14 protein-coding genes are annotated in these 16,673 nt (G+C 36.7%); all 14 read right to left on the bottom strand.

Annotated elements, in window-relative coordinates; all coding sequences use genetic code 11:
• Window positions 1-265: 265 nt before the first annotated feature.
• The 14 genes from BQ5371_RS05435 to BQ5371_RS05370 all read right to left on the bottom strand — a co-directional run bounded on the left by BQ5371_RS05435 (window position 266) and on the right by BQ5371_RS05370 (window position 16,330).
• Window positions 266-2,089: a serine hydrolase domain-containing protein gene (locus tag BQ5371_RS05435; RefSeq protein WP_050201758.1), complete on the bottom strand. Its 1,824-nt coding sequence runs from the start codon at window positions 2,087-2,089 to the stop codon at window positions 266-268.
• Window positions 2,086-3,465: an MATE family efflux transporter gene (locus BQ5371_RS05430; protein ID WP_009346279.1), complete on the bottom strand. Its 1,380-nt coding sequence runs from the start codon at window positions 3,463-3,465 to the stop codon at window positions 2,086-2,088. The genes BQ5371_RS05435 and BQ5371_RS05430 overlap by 4 nt, the downstream gene beginning before the upstream one ends.
• Before the next feature lie 21 nt (window positions 3,466-3,486).
• Complete coding sequence (locus BQ5371_RS05425) at window positions 3,487-4,884, bottom strand: ABC transporter ATP-binding protein (protein ID WP_000566323.1); 1,398 nt, start codon at window positions 4,882-4,884, stop codon at window positions 3,487-3,489.
• Window positions 4,881-5,507 (bottom strand): energy-coupling factor transporter transmembrane component T family protein, encoded by a 627-nt coding sequence (locus BQ5371_RS05420; protein WP_235821183.1) that lies wholly within the window; start codon window positions 5,505-5,507, stop codon window positions 4,881-4,883. The genes BQ5371_RS05425 and BQ5371_RS05420 overlap by 4 nt, the downstream gene beginning before the upstream one ends.
• Before the next feature lie 68 nt (window positions 5,508-5,575).
• Window positions 5,576-6,184, bottom strand: coding sequence for an MptD family putative ECF transporter S component (locus BQ5371_RS05415; RefSeq protein WP_000739616.1), 609 nt, complete (start codon window positions 6,182-6,184; stop codon window positions 5,576-5,578).
• Between the two features lie 19 nt (window positions 6,185-6,203).
• On the bottom strand, window positions 6,204-6,944 hold the full coding sequence (locus BQ5371_RS05410; protein WP_017646121.1) for a class I SAM-dependent methyltransferase: 741 nt from the start codon (window positions 6,942-6,944) through the stop codon (window positions 6,204-6,206).
• Complete coding sequence (locus BQ5371_RS05405) at window positions 6,945-7,529, bottom strand: L-2-amino-thiazoline-4-carboxylic acid hydrolase (RefSeq protein ID WP_047200373.1); 585 nt, start codon at window positions 7,527-7,529, stop codon at window positions 6,945-6,947.
• Window positions 7,526-9,280 (bottom strand): ABC transporter ATP-binding protein, encoded by a 1,755-nt coding sequence (locus BQ5371_RS05400; RefSeq protein WP_009346315.1) that lies wholly within the window; start codon window positions 9,278-9,280, stop codon window positions 7,526-7,528. Before BQ5371_RS05400 ends, BQ5371_RS05405 begins: the two co-directional genes overlap by 4 nt.
• Window positions 9,277-11,031: an ABC transporter ATP-binding protein gene (locus tag BQ5371_RS05395; protein WP_071132858.1), complete on the bottom strand. Its 1,755-nt coding sequence runs from the start codon at window positions 11,029-11,031 to the stop codon at window positions 9,277-9,279. The genes BQ5371_RS05400 and BQ5371_RS05395 overlap by 4 nt, the downstream gene beginning before the upstream one ends.
• Window positions 11,021-12,490 carry an ABC transporter ATP-binding protein gene (locus BQ5371_RS05390; protein ID WP_000569061.1) on the bottom strand — a complete coding sequence of 490 codons (1,470 nt, stop codon included), beginning with the start codon at window positions 12,488-12,490 and terminating at the stop codon, window positions 11,021-11,023. The genes BQ5371_RS05395 and BQ5371_RS05390 overlap by 11 nt, the downstream gene beginning before the upstream one ends.
• Window positions 12,487-13,191 (bottom strand): energy-coupling factor transporter transmembrane component T, encoded by a 705-nt coding sequence (locus tag BQ5371_RS05385; RefSeq protein ID WP_047200375.1) that lies wholly within the window; start codon window positions 13,189-13,191, stop codon window positions 12,487-12,489. Before BQ5371_RS05385 ends, BQ5371_RS05390 begins: the two co-directional genes overlap by 4 nt.
• Window positions 13,192-13,791, bottom strand: coding sequence for an MptD family putative ECF transporter S component (locus BQ5371_RS05380; protein WP_000797113.1), 600 nt, complete (start codon window positions 13,789-13,791; stop codon window positions 13,192-13,194). It abuts the gene before it with no gap.
• Between the two features lie 66 nt (window positions 13,792-13,857).
• Window positions 13,858-14,472, bottom strand: a complete 615-nt coding sequence (locus BQ5371_RS05375; RefSeq protein WP_000155678.1) for a TetR/AcrR family transcriptional regulator — start codon at window positions 14,470-14,472, stop codon at window positions 13,858-13,860.
• Window positions 14,473-15,052: 580 nt separating this feature from the next.
• The gene (locus BQ5371_RS05370; RefSeq protein ID WP_071132107.1) at window positions 15,053-16,330 is read right to left on the bottom strand and encodes an IS110 family RNA-guided transposase; all 1,278 of its coding nucleotides are present in this window, start codon (window positions 16,328-16,330) and stop codon (window positions 15,053-15,055) included.
• Between the last annotated feature and the right edge of the window lie 343 nt (window positions 16,331-16,673).

Here is a 16,673-nt window from a genome sequence, read left to right as displayed (position 1 = left end):
ATTTCTTTTTTGTCTATTTGTTTTTCAGACAAAAAAGGAGGACTCCTGCACATAAGCATAAAAAGTCCTCGAAAACGGAAGAAACCTGTTCTTCCAAAATGTTTTAAATTTAATTGTTTATAATAATTACTGACATCAAAAAGGTCTATTATTATTTTCTATATAAATAACAGACCCTACATAACACATAGCAATTACCTCCACTATTTAATCAAATTTTCCTTACTCGAAAAATATATATTAGAGCATTCTTTTAAAAGATCCTCTATACAACAGTTAAAAACCCAAGATAATATGCCGAAAAAATCTGAGCTATAAATATTAGTAGTAATCCACTGTTTTTGATACTTCTTTCTTTGAAAATTGCATATCCTCCACATAAAATCCCTATAATACTAAAACACCATCCAGCAATAATAATAATCATAAGTTCATGAGCAAGAATTTCATATATTGAAAACCAATGAGCCATTCCTGTAATTCCAGAAATCCCAAGCATAGCTCCACAAATATATAGATATATATGATGTCGCATACATCTCTTCCACCTTTGTATCGTTGAAATGATGCATATAATCAGTAATGTTAAAAATAATAATGTGGTTGATATATAAGTTCCCAAGCTGAACAAAAATGCTATTTTCCCTTGTGTGTTAGTGGCAGGGATATAATCATGAGCTAATCTAAAGCTCATAGAATGTACTTTGCCGTCATTTATATTAAAAGCAAGTATTTTTTCTTCAGGACTCGCATCCTTGCAAAAGAAAATGTTAGAATCTATTTGTTCGTAATATTGCTTTTTATCTTCAAATGGCATGGTAAGACAAAGACGATTTCCATCTGTCACTCTAATGGAAATCATTTGCTTTTTCCCTTGTATTTTTCCAACATTTTTCAATGCAGAGCGGGCAGGAAGATAATCTCCGCTTAACATCTTGAGATCTAAATTTTCTTTTATCTTTTTTTCATCAGCTTCTGTATATGCAATTTTTTCCATAATCTCCGAGCAAAACTCCGTCTCCATTACATTTGTCAATATTAAAATTGCTCTCTCATTTTTCGGTTCTACCCATATTTGTGTTTTGAATCCGTATGTTCCACCTTCATGTCCATGCATTTCCGGATTATTCGCATATTGCCAGAAGCCGTGAGATAAACCTGAATTTGCACCATAGGAGCGATAGGTTTCTGTAAACATTTCTTTTTTAGTATGAGGATTATTAAACAATAGATTATCTTTATCATTATTTTTAGCCAGCTCTTGTGCATAATTCAACAAATCCCCAGCTGAGCCATTCATTCCACCAGCAGGGTACATTCTTAAATACATATTCGGTTCTTTGCGGAATCTCTTTTCAAAAAAAGAATAACCGACTGCCTTTCTTGCCAAAATCGTAGGATTATCATTTTGAAATGGACCTATCGATGTATTGTTCATATCTAAAGGTTTCAAAATGTGTTCATTTACATATTCTTTGTAATTTTGACCACTCACTCTTTCTACAATAAATGCAGCTAATGCAGCGCCCCAGTTAGAATATGCGCTTACCTTGCCCGGTGAAAATACCTGTTCGGGTTGATGTGAGGACAAGACTTCGGCTAATGTAAATTCCTTATCACTTTCAAAATAGCGAAGGTTAATAAGCTGCTCCTCGAAGCCCGCCGTATGATTCATGAGATGACGCATTGTAATAGGTGTATCATAGTGTAAATTTTTCAAAAAACCTTTTGGTAGATAGTTGCGAATATCCGCATCCAAATCAATTTTTCCTTCTTCATTTAATTGCATCACACCTACCCATATAAAGGTTTTTGATATTGATCCCCATTCAAAAACTGTGTTTTCAGGATCCATAGGTATATTTTTTTCTAAATCAGCGTATCCGTAGGCTTTTGAAAACACAATTTCTCCGTGTTCAGATACAATGACACATGCACCTGGAACGCTTTTACCTATATACGCATCCGCAACTTTATCAATAACAGTTTCGTAATGTTCAGTTTCTTCCGCAGCAAAAATAAAGGAACGCGGAAATAAAACGACAAAGGCAAAAGCAATGAAACAACTCAAAATGACGATTTTTTTCATGATATCTCACCAACATTAACCTTGTTTATTTCCTGTGCAAGCTTAGTAATGCGCTTGTATTCACTAATTAGCAATATAATGGCAATCAAAATTATAACGACATCATTCAAAGGCAACGCCAGCCATACTCCGAGAACATTTTCGTTCAGAAAACGAGGTAATATCAATACTAAAGGGATTACAAGCGCAAGTTGCCTTAGTATAACCAATACTCCTGCCTGCTTTGCTTTACCGATAGCCTGAAAATAAGTGACTGTCATTATGAGCATGCCATAAGTAGGAAATATGCAGTACATAAGCCTAAAATTAGATAATCCTGAACTTACAATAACTGAATCGGTAATAAATGCAGATAATATCTGCACTGAAAAAATTTCAATTATGGCAAAGAAAAATCCGGCAAGACAAGTAGAACCTATAATAAATACATTCGTAAGTTTTTTAACCCTTATATATTCTTTTGCTCCGAAATTTGTTCCGACAGCGGGCTGCATCCCTTGACTCATTCCCCATATCGGAACAAATGCAAGCTGCATAACTCTTTGAGCGGCTCCCATAAGAGCTATTTGCTTTTCTCCGCCAAAATGCACTGCCGTATTATATACAACTGTCATTTGAACCAACATCATAATTTGCATGAGCATAGCGCTCATTCCCACGGAAAAAATTTCAGGTAATAAATCTTTTGCAGGTTTTATCCCATGAAAACGAACCACCGGACTTTTTTTCAAGAAGTATATTAAGGTGACCAAAGCTTGACTGATTTGAGAAATCACAGTTGCGATTGCAACAGCTTGCGGTCCTCGAGATGGCATAAACAGAATGAATATAGGATCTAATATAATATTTAAAATAGCACCAGCCGCCATGATTCCCATTGCAATTCCCATGCGACCCTCTGCCCTTATTACCATATTTGCACCCTGCATAAAATTTACGAATATGGAGCCGAGATATACTGTTCTTAAATAAGAAACACCCATCTCCATCACTTCACCGCCGGCACCAGATAAGCGTAAAAATTCAGGAGCAAATATGATACCGATAATCATAACTACTGATGATAAAACGATTACCAAGAAAGTTAGATTTCCTATAATCTTATCCACGGTTTCTTTATCTTTTTTTCCGATTGCCCGAGAAAGTACAGAGCCCGAACCTATCCCAAGAAGAACAGCAATCGCATTATTGATTAATACAAACGGAGATGCCGCCGAAACTGCACTCATGGCATCGGTTCCCACCATTTGCCCGACATAAATTGAATCGACAAAGGCATATAATCCTACTATCAGTTGACCCAAAATTGCCGGCAAACTAAGATGAATCATCAATTTCCAAGGATTTTCCATAAGTAATTTATCACGAACATCCATTATAAAAACCCTCCTTGTCCTTTATTTTTGCGTTTTATCGATACTTATTCTGTATTCACAGCAAGCATCCATAAATTCCTCATCATGAGTGATTACCAAAATAGTTTTTTCTTTTTCTGCAGCTTTCTTTAGTTCCCTTGCAATCAAAAACATATTTTCGGCATCCAAGCCACTGGTCGGTTCGTCAAGTATCAAAATATCTTTACCTGACAACAACGCACAGCATACTGCAAGTCTTTGTTTTTGACCTCCCGACAAGGAAGCAGGATGAGAATCTTTATATTCGTATAAACACATATCCTTAAGCAATTTTTTTGCATTTTCTAAATTCTCTGCATCATATTTTGTTCCAAGCAAAAGTTCTTTTGAAATGCTTTCTGTAAAAAATTGTGTCCCTGTGTCATTTGAACAGTAATAGGTATGTTTGCAAAGTTCTCTGTACCCTGCCTTCTCACCATGAATATAAACATTACCTTCTGTTAATTTTTCAAGTCCGCTTAAAATTAAAGCTAAACTGGTTTTTCCCGCACCATTGTTGCCTGTGATTGCAGTAACACTTTTCTCATTAGCAAAAATATCCACATTTTTTAATATTTGTTTTTTATTTTTCTTGAGAGAGAGCCTTTCTCCTTGTATTGCAATATTGTCCGTTCGGGGTGGGGCAATCTGTTTTGTAAAAGGTTTATTTATAATACGGCGAAGTCCCTTTGAAATGCGTTCCAAGTCATTCATTGTACTAAATTCTAAAGAAGAATATTCATGCTGTATCTGTCCGTCTTTCATATATAAATACCTGTCGGCAAGTTCTTCTGTCCAACTGAGACGATGCTCGGCAATCAGCAATGTGTATCCTGCTTTCTTTAACTGCATAAGGATGTTTTTCATTTGAATGATGCCGTCTTTGTCCAGATTTGCAGTCGGCTCATCAAACACAAAAACCTCCGGATGCATTGCATATACAGAAGCTACTGCTGCTCGTTGTTTTTCACCACTTGAAAGCAAATCTAAGGAAATCTTTCCTATGTTTTCCAATCTCATCTTATGAATAGCATCCTTTGTTCTTTTTTGAATTTCAAACTTTGAGAAACCGTAATTTTCACATCCAAATGCTATTTCACCCTCAAGCTCTGATGAAAAGAATTGTCTTTGAGGATCTTGAAATATGCTGCCAACAATTTTACCGATATCATAGGACGGCATCATTTCAATATCTTTTCCTGCAATTCGTATACTGCCTTTTTTTGTTCCTTTGTAATATTTTGGAGCAAGACCGTTGATAAGTCTTGTAATGGTCGTTTTTCCACATCCTGATTTTCCTGTCAAAACCACACATTCACCGGCTTTTATCACTAAATTTATATTCGTCACACCATAATTGCTATCCGCATACTGAAAGGAAACATTCTGTAAGTCGATCATATTCTCATGCCTCCTATCCATAAATAACCCGATATCAAAGCGAACCATAAAATCATGGCAAATATATCCGTTATTTCAATCTTGCTCTCATAGTAGCTGCTTCTTTTCCCCGGTGATTCCCCACCTCTTGCAATAGCTGAAACGGAAAGCTGATCTGCTATCATCAAGATTCTGACGAGTAGGGGAATCAGCACATATTCACATGTCTTTGCGGGTGCTTTCAATATCTGTTTAAGACCTGTCAAATTTCTGTTTTTCATAGATAGATACACACTCCTTAACTCCGATTTCATGGTAGGGAAGAATCTAAATACTACAAGGACACCCAAAATAACGGATGTAGGAAGGTGAATGGAACTTAGGAATGCCGAAATTTTTCCAGGCGGTGTTGTAATCAAATCCCATGATACCAAGAAAGCAGGAGAAAGATTCCAAAGCATCAGCACATAAAACTCCGAAAAAATCAGCATATGGAGTCCGAAACGTTGTATGGCGTAGAGTAAAATTCCCAATAAGATATAGAATATGCCGTAATCAAATACGATTTTCCATTTCCCTTGTATACCTAAATATAAAAAAGTGGCAATTGTAAGGATGCAGCTGAAAACGACATCTTTTCCCATATAAATGGCTATTAGTACACAAATGAATCCCCATATTTTAGTTATGACAGCAAAAGAAATTTTTCTCATTATAGAAGTCCCGTTTTTTTGAAATGTTTTCCCATAATTTTTTTGCCTGCCAGACCACCCGCAAGCCCACATATCGCCGTAAAGATAACAATGAATATAATCCATCCGGGAGTCTTATAGTAGCTGATATATGAGTCTATATAGCTTTGATCCATGCCACCGCTTTTTGCAAAGCTGTAATAGGTTTCCCAAAAGAACCAAATCGGCAGTAAATTGACACCGTTATATAAAAGACTGGCAACAGTCCACGATGCTATAATTTGTTTTGAATTCCTTTCAGAACAATCTTTCCACAAGATTGCTTCGCATATCATACCAATTGCAACAAAGTACGGTAAAAGATACCAGTTCCCCATCAACAGATAAATCATACCGACGATACTCATATAAACAAGGCTGACAAAGTGCTTCCTTACCCGACACAAAAGCAGATAATAGACAGGTGCACATAAGAACATGGTAAAACCAACTGATAAAACCATACTGACAAAATGATTGGTCATGCATACCATATTTACAATAAACTGGATGAGAATGAGAAAGAGACTCAACAGAGCAGCCGCAATGACATCTTTAATTTCCCATTTTAATGCTTTATTTTTTTTCATTTATTTTCCTCCGTAAATATTACTTTTGAGCTTTGATGATAAAGGTCGGCATCGTGCGATACCTGCGTGCCATAAAAGGATTCCAATACTTTTCCTGTAACAGTGTCTCTGTTTCAATGTTCTTAAAACCTGTTTCTCTGCATGTTTCCAAATCCCATTCCGGGCGTTTTATATAACTTAAAGGGAGTTTTTTCAATTCGTCCATCATATCTGTATCATGATAATAATCCTGAAATTTGCCGTAGCGTTTTGTTAAAATGTTTTCATCTGACTGAAAGAGCTTTGCCTGTTCCTCTCCCCAAAAAGGGAAAAGCCAATTTGCATCTAAATTCAGCATACAACCGCCGGATTTCAAAATTCTGTACCACTGCGCATAAACTTTTTTCGGATTATTAAATAGCCAAAAGGCATGTCTTGAGACCACTGCATTAAAGGTATTATCGGGAAAATCCACTAACTCTGTGTCTTTAAGCATAAAAGTGATTTTATTTGAAAATCCTAACTCCTCAGATATTTTTTCAGCTTCCTTGAGCATTGCGACATTATTGTCTATTGCAATGACATCACACCCAATTTGTGCAAGAAGCAGCGAAATAAACCCGGTTCCACATCCGACATCTAAAATTTTGTTTTTTTGACAATCTCCAAGACACCGTTCTAACAAACCTCTCCATTCCAGACCTCTTTCTTCTATTTCTTGAAGAAGAAACATTTTCATTTTTCCGGCATCCCCGGACCATTTTTCCTCAGCCTTATTCATTTAACTTTCCCCTTTCCTATTTATGAAGCAAAAGTCGCATTTTTCACCGTTCATTCCCAGTGTCTGACTTCTTTCAAATACAAATCCCTTTATATTTCCGAATACGATATGATCACACAGACAGAATATCTCACAAAGCTCTGGGCATTCAAAAAAATTGCAGGTATCCGCCCAAAGGCACTTGAGCACATCGACACGGTAGTATTCCCCGTCATCCGACAGGATTCTGCTTTTCCATATTTCATCGCCCGACATCCCTTTTTTCATAAACAAGCGGAACAGCCTGAAAAACCCGGGGATATAAAAAAATGTTTTCAAAAGCTTATGTGCCTTTTGGGCAACATAAAATGAATGCTCCTTTACCAATTCTTTTGCCTCATTTTTTGAAAGCCCTTTATCTATGAAACATCGGTATAGGGCTATATTTGAAATAATGCTTCTTTTTTGCCTTTTTTTCTGTTTTTCCGTCCATGATCCTTGATTGATTTCTTTGATGAGCTGCTTCATTTTTGTTTTATGTTCCGCATCTATTTTTTTTAATATCTGTGCATTTAACTTTCCGAAGTAAAATTTTTTGTATGTCATTCCAGGCCTCCTAATTTCCATCCAATTGCATTTCCCCGAATTTCAACAAATCGTCGATAAAGTCCTTCCTGCTGTATCAGCTCCTGATGTTTTCCTCTTTGCACAATTCGTCCATTTTCAAGAACAAGAATTTGATCTGCTTCTCGAACTGTATTCAACCTGTGAGCAATCATCAGAAGCGTTTTATTTTTTGTCAGCTCTGAAATAGCCTGCTGCAATTCCCGTTCGTTTTCAGGATCGACACTTGCCGTAGCCTCATCTAAAATGACAACAGGTGCATCTTTCAAAATCGCTCGTGCGATAGAGATTCGCTGCTTCTCACCGCCGGAAAGGGTTGCACCTCCTTCTCCAATCTTTGTTTGGTATCCATCCGGAAGTGCGGATATGAAATCATGGCAGCATGCTTTCTTTGCCGCGGACACTATTTCTTCTTTTGTTGACTGCGGTTTTCCAAAAAGAATGTTATTTTCAATGGTATCTTCAAAAAGGTAAACCCTTTGAAACACAATGGAAAAATTCTTAAGAAGGCTATCGCAAGTATAGTCTTTTACATTAACGCCACCTAAAAGAATCTCACCATCTTTTACGTCCCAAAAGCGTGCAATTAAACTGCAAAGGGTCGTCTTTCCTGAGCCTGATGGTCCTACAATGGCACAGCTCGTACCTTGAGGAACAGAAAAGCTTACATCGTGCAGAATTTCCTTTTCCTCATATGCAAAGGAAATGTTTGAAACGGTTATGTCGTATGCTTTCGGGATAAGGTCTGTTCCCTTTTCATCAAGAAGGGGAATATTGGATATTGTTTCCAATCTGTCTAAAGAAGCATCCACAACTCTTGCAACGGCAGCCGTACTTCCTGCAAGCTCCACAGTCGTATAAATCATAAAGCTTGCGACAATAAGGAGCAGGCACTTTTCAGGAGTTATTTCTCCGTTCATAAGCAGGTATGGTGCAACAACAAGGATTGCGAATCTGGCAAATTTGAATATCATTTGAAAGACGGCAGCTAAGCCGGAGAAAACTTTTTCTAAAGCAATGTTTGCCTCTGCGCTTTCATTGATTGCAGCGTCTACGGATTTGTCCGAACGGTCGGCAAGTCCGAATGCCTTTATCACGGACATCCCCTGTATATATTCTAAAATGCCTGTAACAAGTCCGGCCTGTGCAGCTTGCCTGCGCGGAGAATATTTCATACCAGCTTTTTGTGTTTTTGCGTACACACAAAGGGAAAGAAAAAGCCCTATGAACATCAAAACTCCAATTTTCCATTCATAAAACAAAAGCCATATCCCTATCACTGCAGCGTGGATAAATCCTCCGGCTACCGCTTCCATGACGGTAACTGCATTGGTTTCCAGATCTCCAAGTGTTGTAGTAACTGCCGCTGTAATATCTCCAAGGCGATGCTCATTAAAATATCCCATAGGTACGCGTTTTAATTTTTCGCCAAGCTCCATGCGCCATTTGGAACACATGGAAAAGCTTCCAAGGGTTCTTTTTACAGCGGAAAGATTCGTAAATAGAATGCGTCCTGAAATACTTAAAAGCATAATCCCCAAGGCTGCCCATATTGTTTTAATCGACATGAAGCCACTTGAAAGTGATAATAGTATTCCGTTCAAAACTGCAAGCACAGCCATAATGGGAAGCATCTCAAACACGGAATTGCACATATGAAAAATAAACGATAAAATCAATCTTTTTCTTTCCATTCCGGAAAAATCCAAAAGTCGTCTGAACATCTGAATCATGCTGATACCTCCTTCATATCAAGCGTGCTGATATGTGTATTCCAAAGTTCTCTGTAAAGAACACAATTTTGGGTAAGCTCCTCATGTTTTCCTTCCGCTTCTATATTTCCTGCATTCATGACGATAATCTTATCGGCTGATGTGATAGTAGATAATCGATGTGCAATGACAATCAGCGTTTTTCCCGCTACAAGCTCGCTGATGGAGTGCTGAATTATCGACTCATTTTCAGGGTCTGTAAAGGCGGTAGCTTCATCTAAAATAACTACGGGGCTGTCTTTTAATATGGCTCTTGCAATGGCAATGCGCTGATTTTCTCCGCCGGAAAGATTGCTTCCGCTGTCTCCGACAACGGTATCGTAGCCATTGGGAAGTGATGTAATAAAATCATGGCATGCCGCTTTTTTTGCTGCATTTTCGATTTCGCTGTTTGTAGCATCCGGCTTACCGATTCGTATATTTTCTCGTATAGAAAGATGAAACAAATAATTATCCTGTGAAACATACGCAATATGTTCCATTATCTGCGAAAGCGGTATGTTCTGCACATCGACACCGCCTATTTTCACGGTTCCGCTTCCCGCATTCCAAAAAGACGCAATGAGTCTGGCGACAGTGGATTTGCCCGATCCCGACGGTCCGACCAAAGCCGTCATTTCATTTTCATTCGCTTCAAAGGAAATGCTGTGTAAAACCTCTGTATCCTTGTAAGAGAAAGAGACGTTGGAAAATTCTATTTTTTCTCCTTTAAGCTGTACTCGTTTTTCCGGGCGTTCCATTTCTTCCGTATCCAAAAGGCTTCCGATTTCTTTTACGGTGGCATCTACCATAGCAAGGCTGTCTGTATATCGCAATGCCTGAATAAGCGGAGCAATCAAGCCCAATGATAAAATAATGCAGGATATAAAACTGCCTGCGCTTATGCTTCCGCCTATATAAAACAAACTTCCGACAGGAAGAACTCCGATTAGACTTGAGGGTGCTATTGCAATACCTGCCGCATAGTACGGATTCGTCTTTTTGAACCATTCCGATTTAGAATTTTCATTCTCCTTTACCGCCTCTGCATATTTGCGATAAGAATCGCTACTTTGATTAAAAGCCTTAACCACTTCGATTCCGCCTATATATTCAACCGTAGCGGCATCCATAGCTTTTGCGGCTTTAATAACTCTGTCATAACGCTTCTCATAATCTTTCATCATTCCCATATAACAGAGCATCCCGACAGGAAAGGTTGAAAGAGCAATAAGTGCCAGCCTCCAATCAAGGAACATGAAATAAATCAACATTAAGACAGGAATCATAATATTTGCTGTTAATTCCGGTATCATGTGAGCAAGGGGTAACTCCAGTTTTTCAACCGTATCTACAAGCATCGTTTTGAATTTTCCTGACGGGGTATCCAAGACAAATCCCATGGGCACTCGTGACAACTTTTTCGTAAGTGCAGTACGAATATTTTTTAGTATAGTAAATGCGGCTTTGTGAGACCGCACCGTAGATACAGTTGATAGACCAAGCTGCAAAAGGTACCCCAAAAGAGCAATTACTGCCATCGGCATGATTGATTTCAAGCTGTAATCACCGGCGCATATTTGAATAATAATGCGTGAAACTGCAATATACGGGACGATTCCAAACCCTGCACCAAGAACGGCAAAAACAACCGAACTTAAAAGCAAGCCTTTACATGATCCGGCAAACTCAAATAAGCGATGCAATGTGTTTTTGTTCTTCTTATTCTTCATTTCGATCTCCTTCTGCTAAAATATATTTTTCGATATTTTTCTTTTCTTCACCTCTCAAATCGGCAATTATTTTACCGCCTGACAAAAGCAAAACTCTGGAACATATTGTTTTTATAAATTCAATGTCGTGTGTAATAATGAGCAGGATTTTTTCCTGTTCAGAAAGTCTCTCTACCATCGTTCCTACTTCCCGCATGCTTTTTAAGTCAAGCCCACTGGTCGGTTCATCGAAAATAAGAATTTCTTTATCACAAAGCAAGCTGATTGCCACTGCCAACCTCTGTTTTTGTCCTCCTGAAAGTGAAAGGGGATGTCTGTTTTTTAATTCGGAAAGAGATAAGGCCGATAAAGTTTCGTCAATAACAGACTCATCTGTTGTTTTTGTTCCGAGTGTGCATTCTGTTTCCACACAATCCGTAAAAAGTTGATGTCCGACATCCTGCATCACCATGTAAGATTTTTTAATACGCGCTTTTGCAGACAAACTCCTGCCGTCTACAAAAATATTTCCCGATTTTTGTTTTATCAGTCCGCATATCGTGCGTGCCAGTGTCGTTTTTCCTGTTCCGTTTGCGCCGGTAATTGCGACGATCTCTCCACCATTTGCGGTAAAAGAGATGTTTTGCAAGATAATCTTTTCACCATATTTGACATGAATATCTTTCAGCTCTAAGGTGTGTTGGGAAAATTTTTTATCATTGGTATTTGTTTTGATTTCAGAAAGATTTCGACACCTGAGCCCCATATTTTGTATTTGTTCAAGCGGGAGCTCGCAAAAATCCTGTATACTCATATCCTTAAAAATCTGACCCTCCTGCATTAAGATGACCCTGTCTGCAACATCTGTTAAATACCACAAGCGATGTTCTGCAATGATAATCGTTTTCCCTTGTTGTTTTATTTTTTCTATCAGTTTTTTCAGTTCAAGCACGGAATGAAAATCCAGATTTGAGGACGGTTCATCCAATACAAAAATATCCGGATTCGTGGCATACACAGACGCAAATGCAATTTTTTGTTTTTCCCCTCCGGAAAGTTCAAAAATGCTGCATCCTTTTAATTTTTCTATATGCAAATCTTTAGTAATCCTTTCAAGCTGCTGTTTTAATTCTTTCATCTCCAGCATTCTGTTTTCCAGTCCGAAAACAATTTCACTATCTGTATCTGTGTTGAAAAATTGTGTTCTCGGATTTTGAAAAACCGTGCCGACACTATCGGAAAGAGTTGAAATTTCGGTCTCGGCAACATTCATTCCTTTTACAGTTACTTTGCCTGAAAGTTTTCCTTCAAAAAAATGAGGAATCAGCCCGTTTACCAATCTGGTAAGAGTCGTTTTTCCGCATCCTGATGCACCGCACAAGAGAACACATTGTCCTTTTGGAATATTTAAGTGTAATTCCCGTAAAGAAGCTTTTTCCATATCCTTGTAGGAAAAAGAAAGTTTTATAAATTCAATCAAGGGAATACACCTCCTCGTAAAAAATCAAAAAATATCATGCAAATAATCCCTATATAGATTGTTACAATCAGAGCATCATGGATTGAAAAACAAACTTTTTCCATACAGCTGCGCCTTCCGACATGATCTATTCCTCTTGTAATTGCGGCTTGTGTGATTTCATCAGAGATTTTAGAAGCAGATACCAGCATGGGTACATATACATACTCCATTATTTTGACCGGATGGCGTAAAAATTCTGTAAAAGAAGCGGTTATCCCTCGAAGAGCCATGGCGTCCTTAATATAGTTCCATTCCTCAGCCATTGTCGGAAAGTATCGCAATGTAACAGAAAGTGCAATAGTGAAACCTTTAGGCAAATGCAATCGACTGAATGCAGCTAAAAAAGCACTGACCTTTGTAGTTTGTATTAAAAATGTGCCGAGCATAAAACAAGGAATAAGTTTTCTTATATAGACATCAAACATATATATGATGCCTCCGATCGTAACAGGTAATTTTGATATAACAAAAAGCTGTACCATCAATAACACAATAAAGAGAATTCCGTATTTTGAAGCAGTACGGAACTCTTTCGCCTGTAAGAGCAATAATATAGGGATTGCTGTAAAAAGGCATTCTATAACGATACTTTCATTCAGAAACACGGAAATACTTGTTATTGATAAAATCAGCAGCTTTGTTCTGGGATCTAAAGCCATTTATATAATCCCCACTTTTTCAAAATGTTTTTTCAATAATTTTTTACCTATAAGGCCTCCGATTATGGCACAAATAATTGTCCCCAAAATCATTAAGGGGATAACCCACCAATTTATTCTAATAGCATTGATGATTCCTTCAAAAGAAGAAACATCTCCTTTTCTACGCATGAATTCATCAAACTGTGCAGGCATGATAGCCATGGGAATATAGGCTCCCATTGGAGACAGCGCAAACACGCAATAGGCAAGTAAATTTCTTCTGAATGATTTGAAATTTCCTGATTGGCAAATAAAGTCCGCAATAAATCCAAATACGATGAAAAATACCGACATCATCCAAAACATACCGGTAACAAATAACAAGATTCCGGCAAGTATACCAAGTATGGAAAGTGATCCGCGCTTCGGTATTTTAGCGGTGTATAACATAAAAACACTGCCCGCAAATAAAGCTACTATCATCGGCATAAACGGAAAAGTGACAGGTGTCATTTGTGCGATACCGCCTATAACAAATGCAATAACAAAATAAATAAGTGAAAAAACGCCTATGGAAATATAATCTCTTGTTAGTAATATATTTTCTCTATTTTTCATAATAATCTATATCCTTTCTAAATATAGTTGTTAGCCTTTGCTAACCTTGCGTGAAAATTTTACGCTTTATTTAAACCTTAAAAGTCCATCCCATCCCGAATTAAAAAAAACTGCAAGCTCTTTAACATATTTAATGGCTTGTTCTCTTGTCATATCATGCACAATCGTTTCAAAAACAGCTGTAAAATATGCACTGGTAATCATGTGATGTAAATCATGACTGACGTTTCCTGCCATTTTGCCTTTTTCTTTAAGAATAGCGTAATATTTTTCCGTACGGGATACTTCCAATTCTACAAGTTCATGAATATAATCTTCGTATTTTGTGCCTTCAGAACAGCAAATTACAAGCTTGAATTCTTCAAAATAATCATAAATATAATTCACAAAATGCAAAAGATATTTTGTAGACAGCTCTCTGCTTTCTAAAGTTTTATTTTCTGGAATTAAATCAAAATGTGCATCTTGTGCAGCTTTGAACTGTTCTATTAACCCATCAGCTACATCAGAAACAATAGCTTCAAATAAGGCCGCTTTATTAGGATAGTAACCATAAAAAGCACCTTTCGTAAATCCTGCTTCCTCGACAATTATTCTAAGTGAAGCATCCTTAAATCCTTTTTTTAAAAATTCTTTCTTGCCGACTGCCAATATTTTCTTTTGAGTCTCAGAAATAGTCATTTAAACACCTCCATCAACAATATACCATCGGTATATACCACCAGTATATACCGATGGTATATTGTTGTCAATAGTTTTTTTACATTCATAATAATATTCACATTTTTTCAATTTCCTGTTTGAAATTTACTCTAAAAATTAAATCATACGAGAACAAATTAAACTTATAATGCTAATGTTATCTTTAATCCAAAACTTTTTGAGCCTTAAAACAAAGAAATGTTTATTATGAATGTAAACTATTGCAAAATAATAAAGAATTACAAAAGTCCTTCGATTGGAATTATTCACCATATAAATCAACAAATCTGCGTTCTTCTATGGAGAGAAATATTTTAAAATTAATACAAAACCTATGATATAAATACAGCTAAAGGAATTGATTTATGGTATAATACAAATGTAATACTTAATAAAAGCTTAACGCTTGCTACCCTAATCATTCTTTTGTAGACCAACTAAGGAAGTCAATAGTTATTTTAAAAATTTTTTTAAAAATTTTTAAGTCACAAAACTTAAAAATGTGCATAGCAAACAAGCCTCATACACTTTCATTTTTTGAGGCAACACTTTTAATAGTTTATGCGACTAACTTACTCTTTTCTCGAATTAGTTTTTGATGCTCTTCGGGTGTTCTTAACTCAAATGATTTTTGATTTCTGAGGACAGCAAAAATAATTTGAACCATCTTTCGCATAATTGCACACATTACAACTTTGTATGGTTTTTCAGCTATCTTCTTTTCAAAATAAGCTCGCATAACAGGATTTAAATACTCTCTGTTGCGATTTGGATACACATTAGATTTAGCCAGCATATGGAGAATTGAGCGAACATGAGGTGATCCTCTTTTAGAGATTTTATTGTTTTTCCTATTGTATGTTCCACTTTGGGTTACTCCTGGATCCAAGCCAAAGAAGGCAACTAATTCTTTCGGTTTCGAGAAATTGGATATATCTCCAAGCTCTGATAAAACAACACATGCTGTATACTCTCCAACTCCTGGAATACTTTGTAAAAGCACTATTTCTTTATGAAACTTTTCATCTAAAAGTGATAGCCTTTTGATTTCATTATCGATTGCTTTCAAAGCTTCCTGTAAACTAAAAATAACCCTCACAGTTGTTTGAATAAGTACTGCTGAACTAAGGCTTACTATACAAACTTCAATAGATTTTTCAGCAGCTTTCAATAGTTTTTCATATTTTACTTCGGCATAGGAGCTGCTTTTATGTGAATTTTCTTTTATCAGTTGAATAATATCTTGCTTATTTTCAGGAGATAAGACTTCCTGTATAGTAGGATATTTTTCAAGCAAAGACAAAGGTGTTTTCCCTTGCAAATCCGCAAATACTTTCTTGAAATCTGGAAAGGAAATATCTAAAAAAGCGATTAATCGGTTGATGTGTTCCACAATTTCATCCGTCAATTCTTTATGCTGTCTGCAAAGCTTTTTGATACTGTTAACGGTATCTGAATGTGTAATTGTTTCGTTGTAATTCTTAATACGATATAGCAACGCTATATTATATGCATCTGTTCTATCTGATTTAATTTTTCGGATATTGATATTTTTCAATGCTCCACTTTGAATCGGATTAATTACAATGACTTCGTAATTATGCTTACGGAAAAAATTAGCTAAAATTTGATGATAGTGTGCAGTAGCTTCCATGATAATTACTGCTCTGTCCTCGTACTCATCTTCTACCTTTTCAAGTACATAGATGAGCGACTTCATACCATTAATATCATTAGAAATTTTAAGTCTTTTGATGATGTCATTATTAGGTGATAGAATACAGATATCACTGAAAGCTTTACTCACATCAATTCCTACAACAATTTTTTCTGACATAATATACCTCCTATAATTTGGGATGCCCTGTTAATCCAAAACCACAACAGGCTCACGAGTTATACAGGTAATCAATGAATGAACCTAACCAACCGAAAAGATGAAAGGCAATGGAATGAGGGTGGAGTCTACCAAATGAGTAATTCCTAAGTTGGAAACCCAGCAAGCACATAAAACAATCCCATTTCATCCCTAATATCTATAATTTTATCATAGATGATTAGGTTCATTTTTAAGAACTATGCTTAAAGCTGTTCTTATACTATTAGTATATGAGCAAGCACAGTAAGTGTACGGACACTTACGAAAAAATTGATGAAGCAGCCCTCTGGGATCTGCTTCT

Source organism: Alterileibacterium massiliense, from assembly GCF_900104645.1.
Classification (GTDB): Bacteria; Bacillota; Clostridia; order Peptostreptococcales; family Anaerovoracaceae; genus Alterileibacterium; species Alterileibacterium massiliense.
Note: the sequence above shows the minus strand (reverse complement) of the source record. Positions and strands in the feature narration are given on the sequence as shown.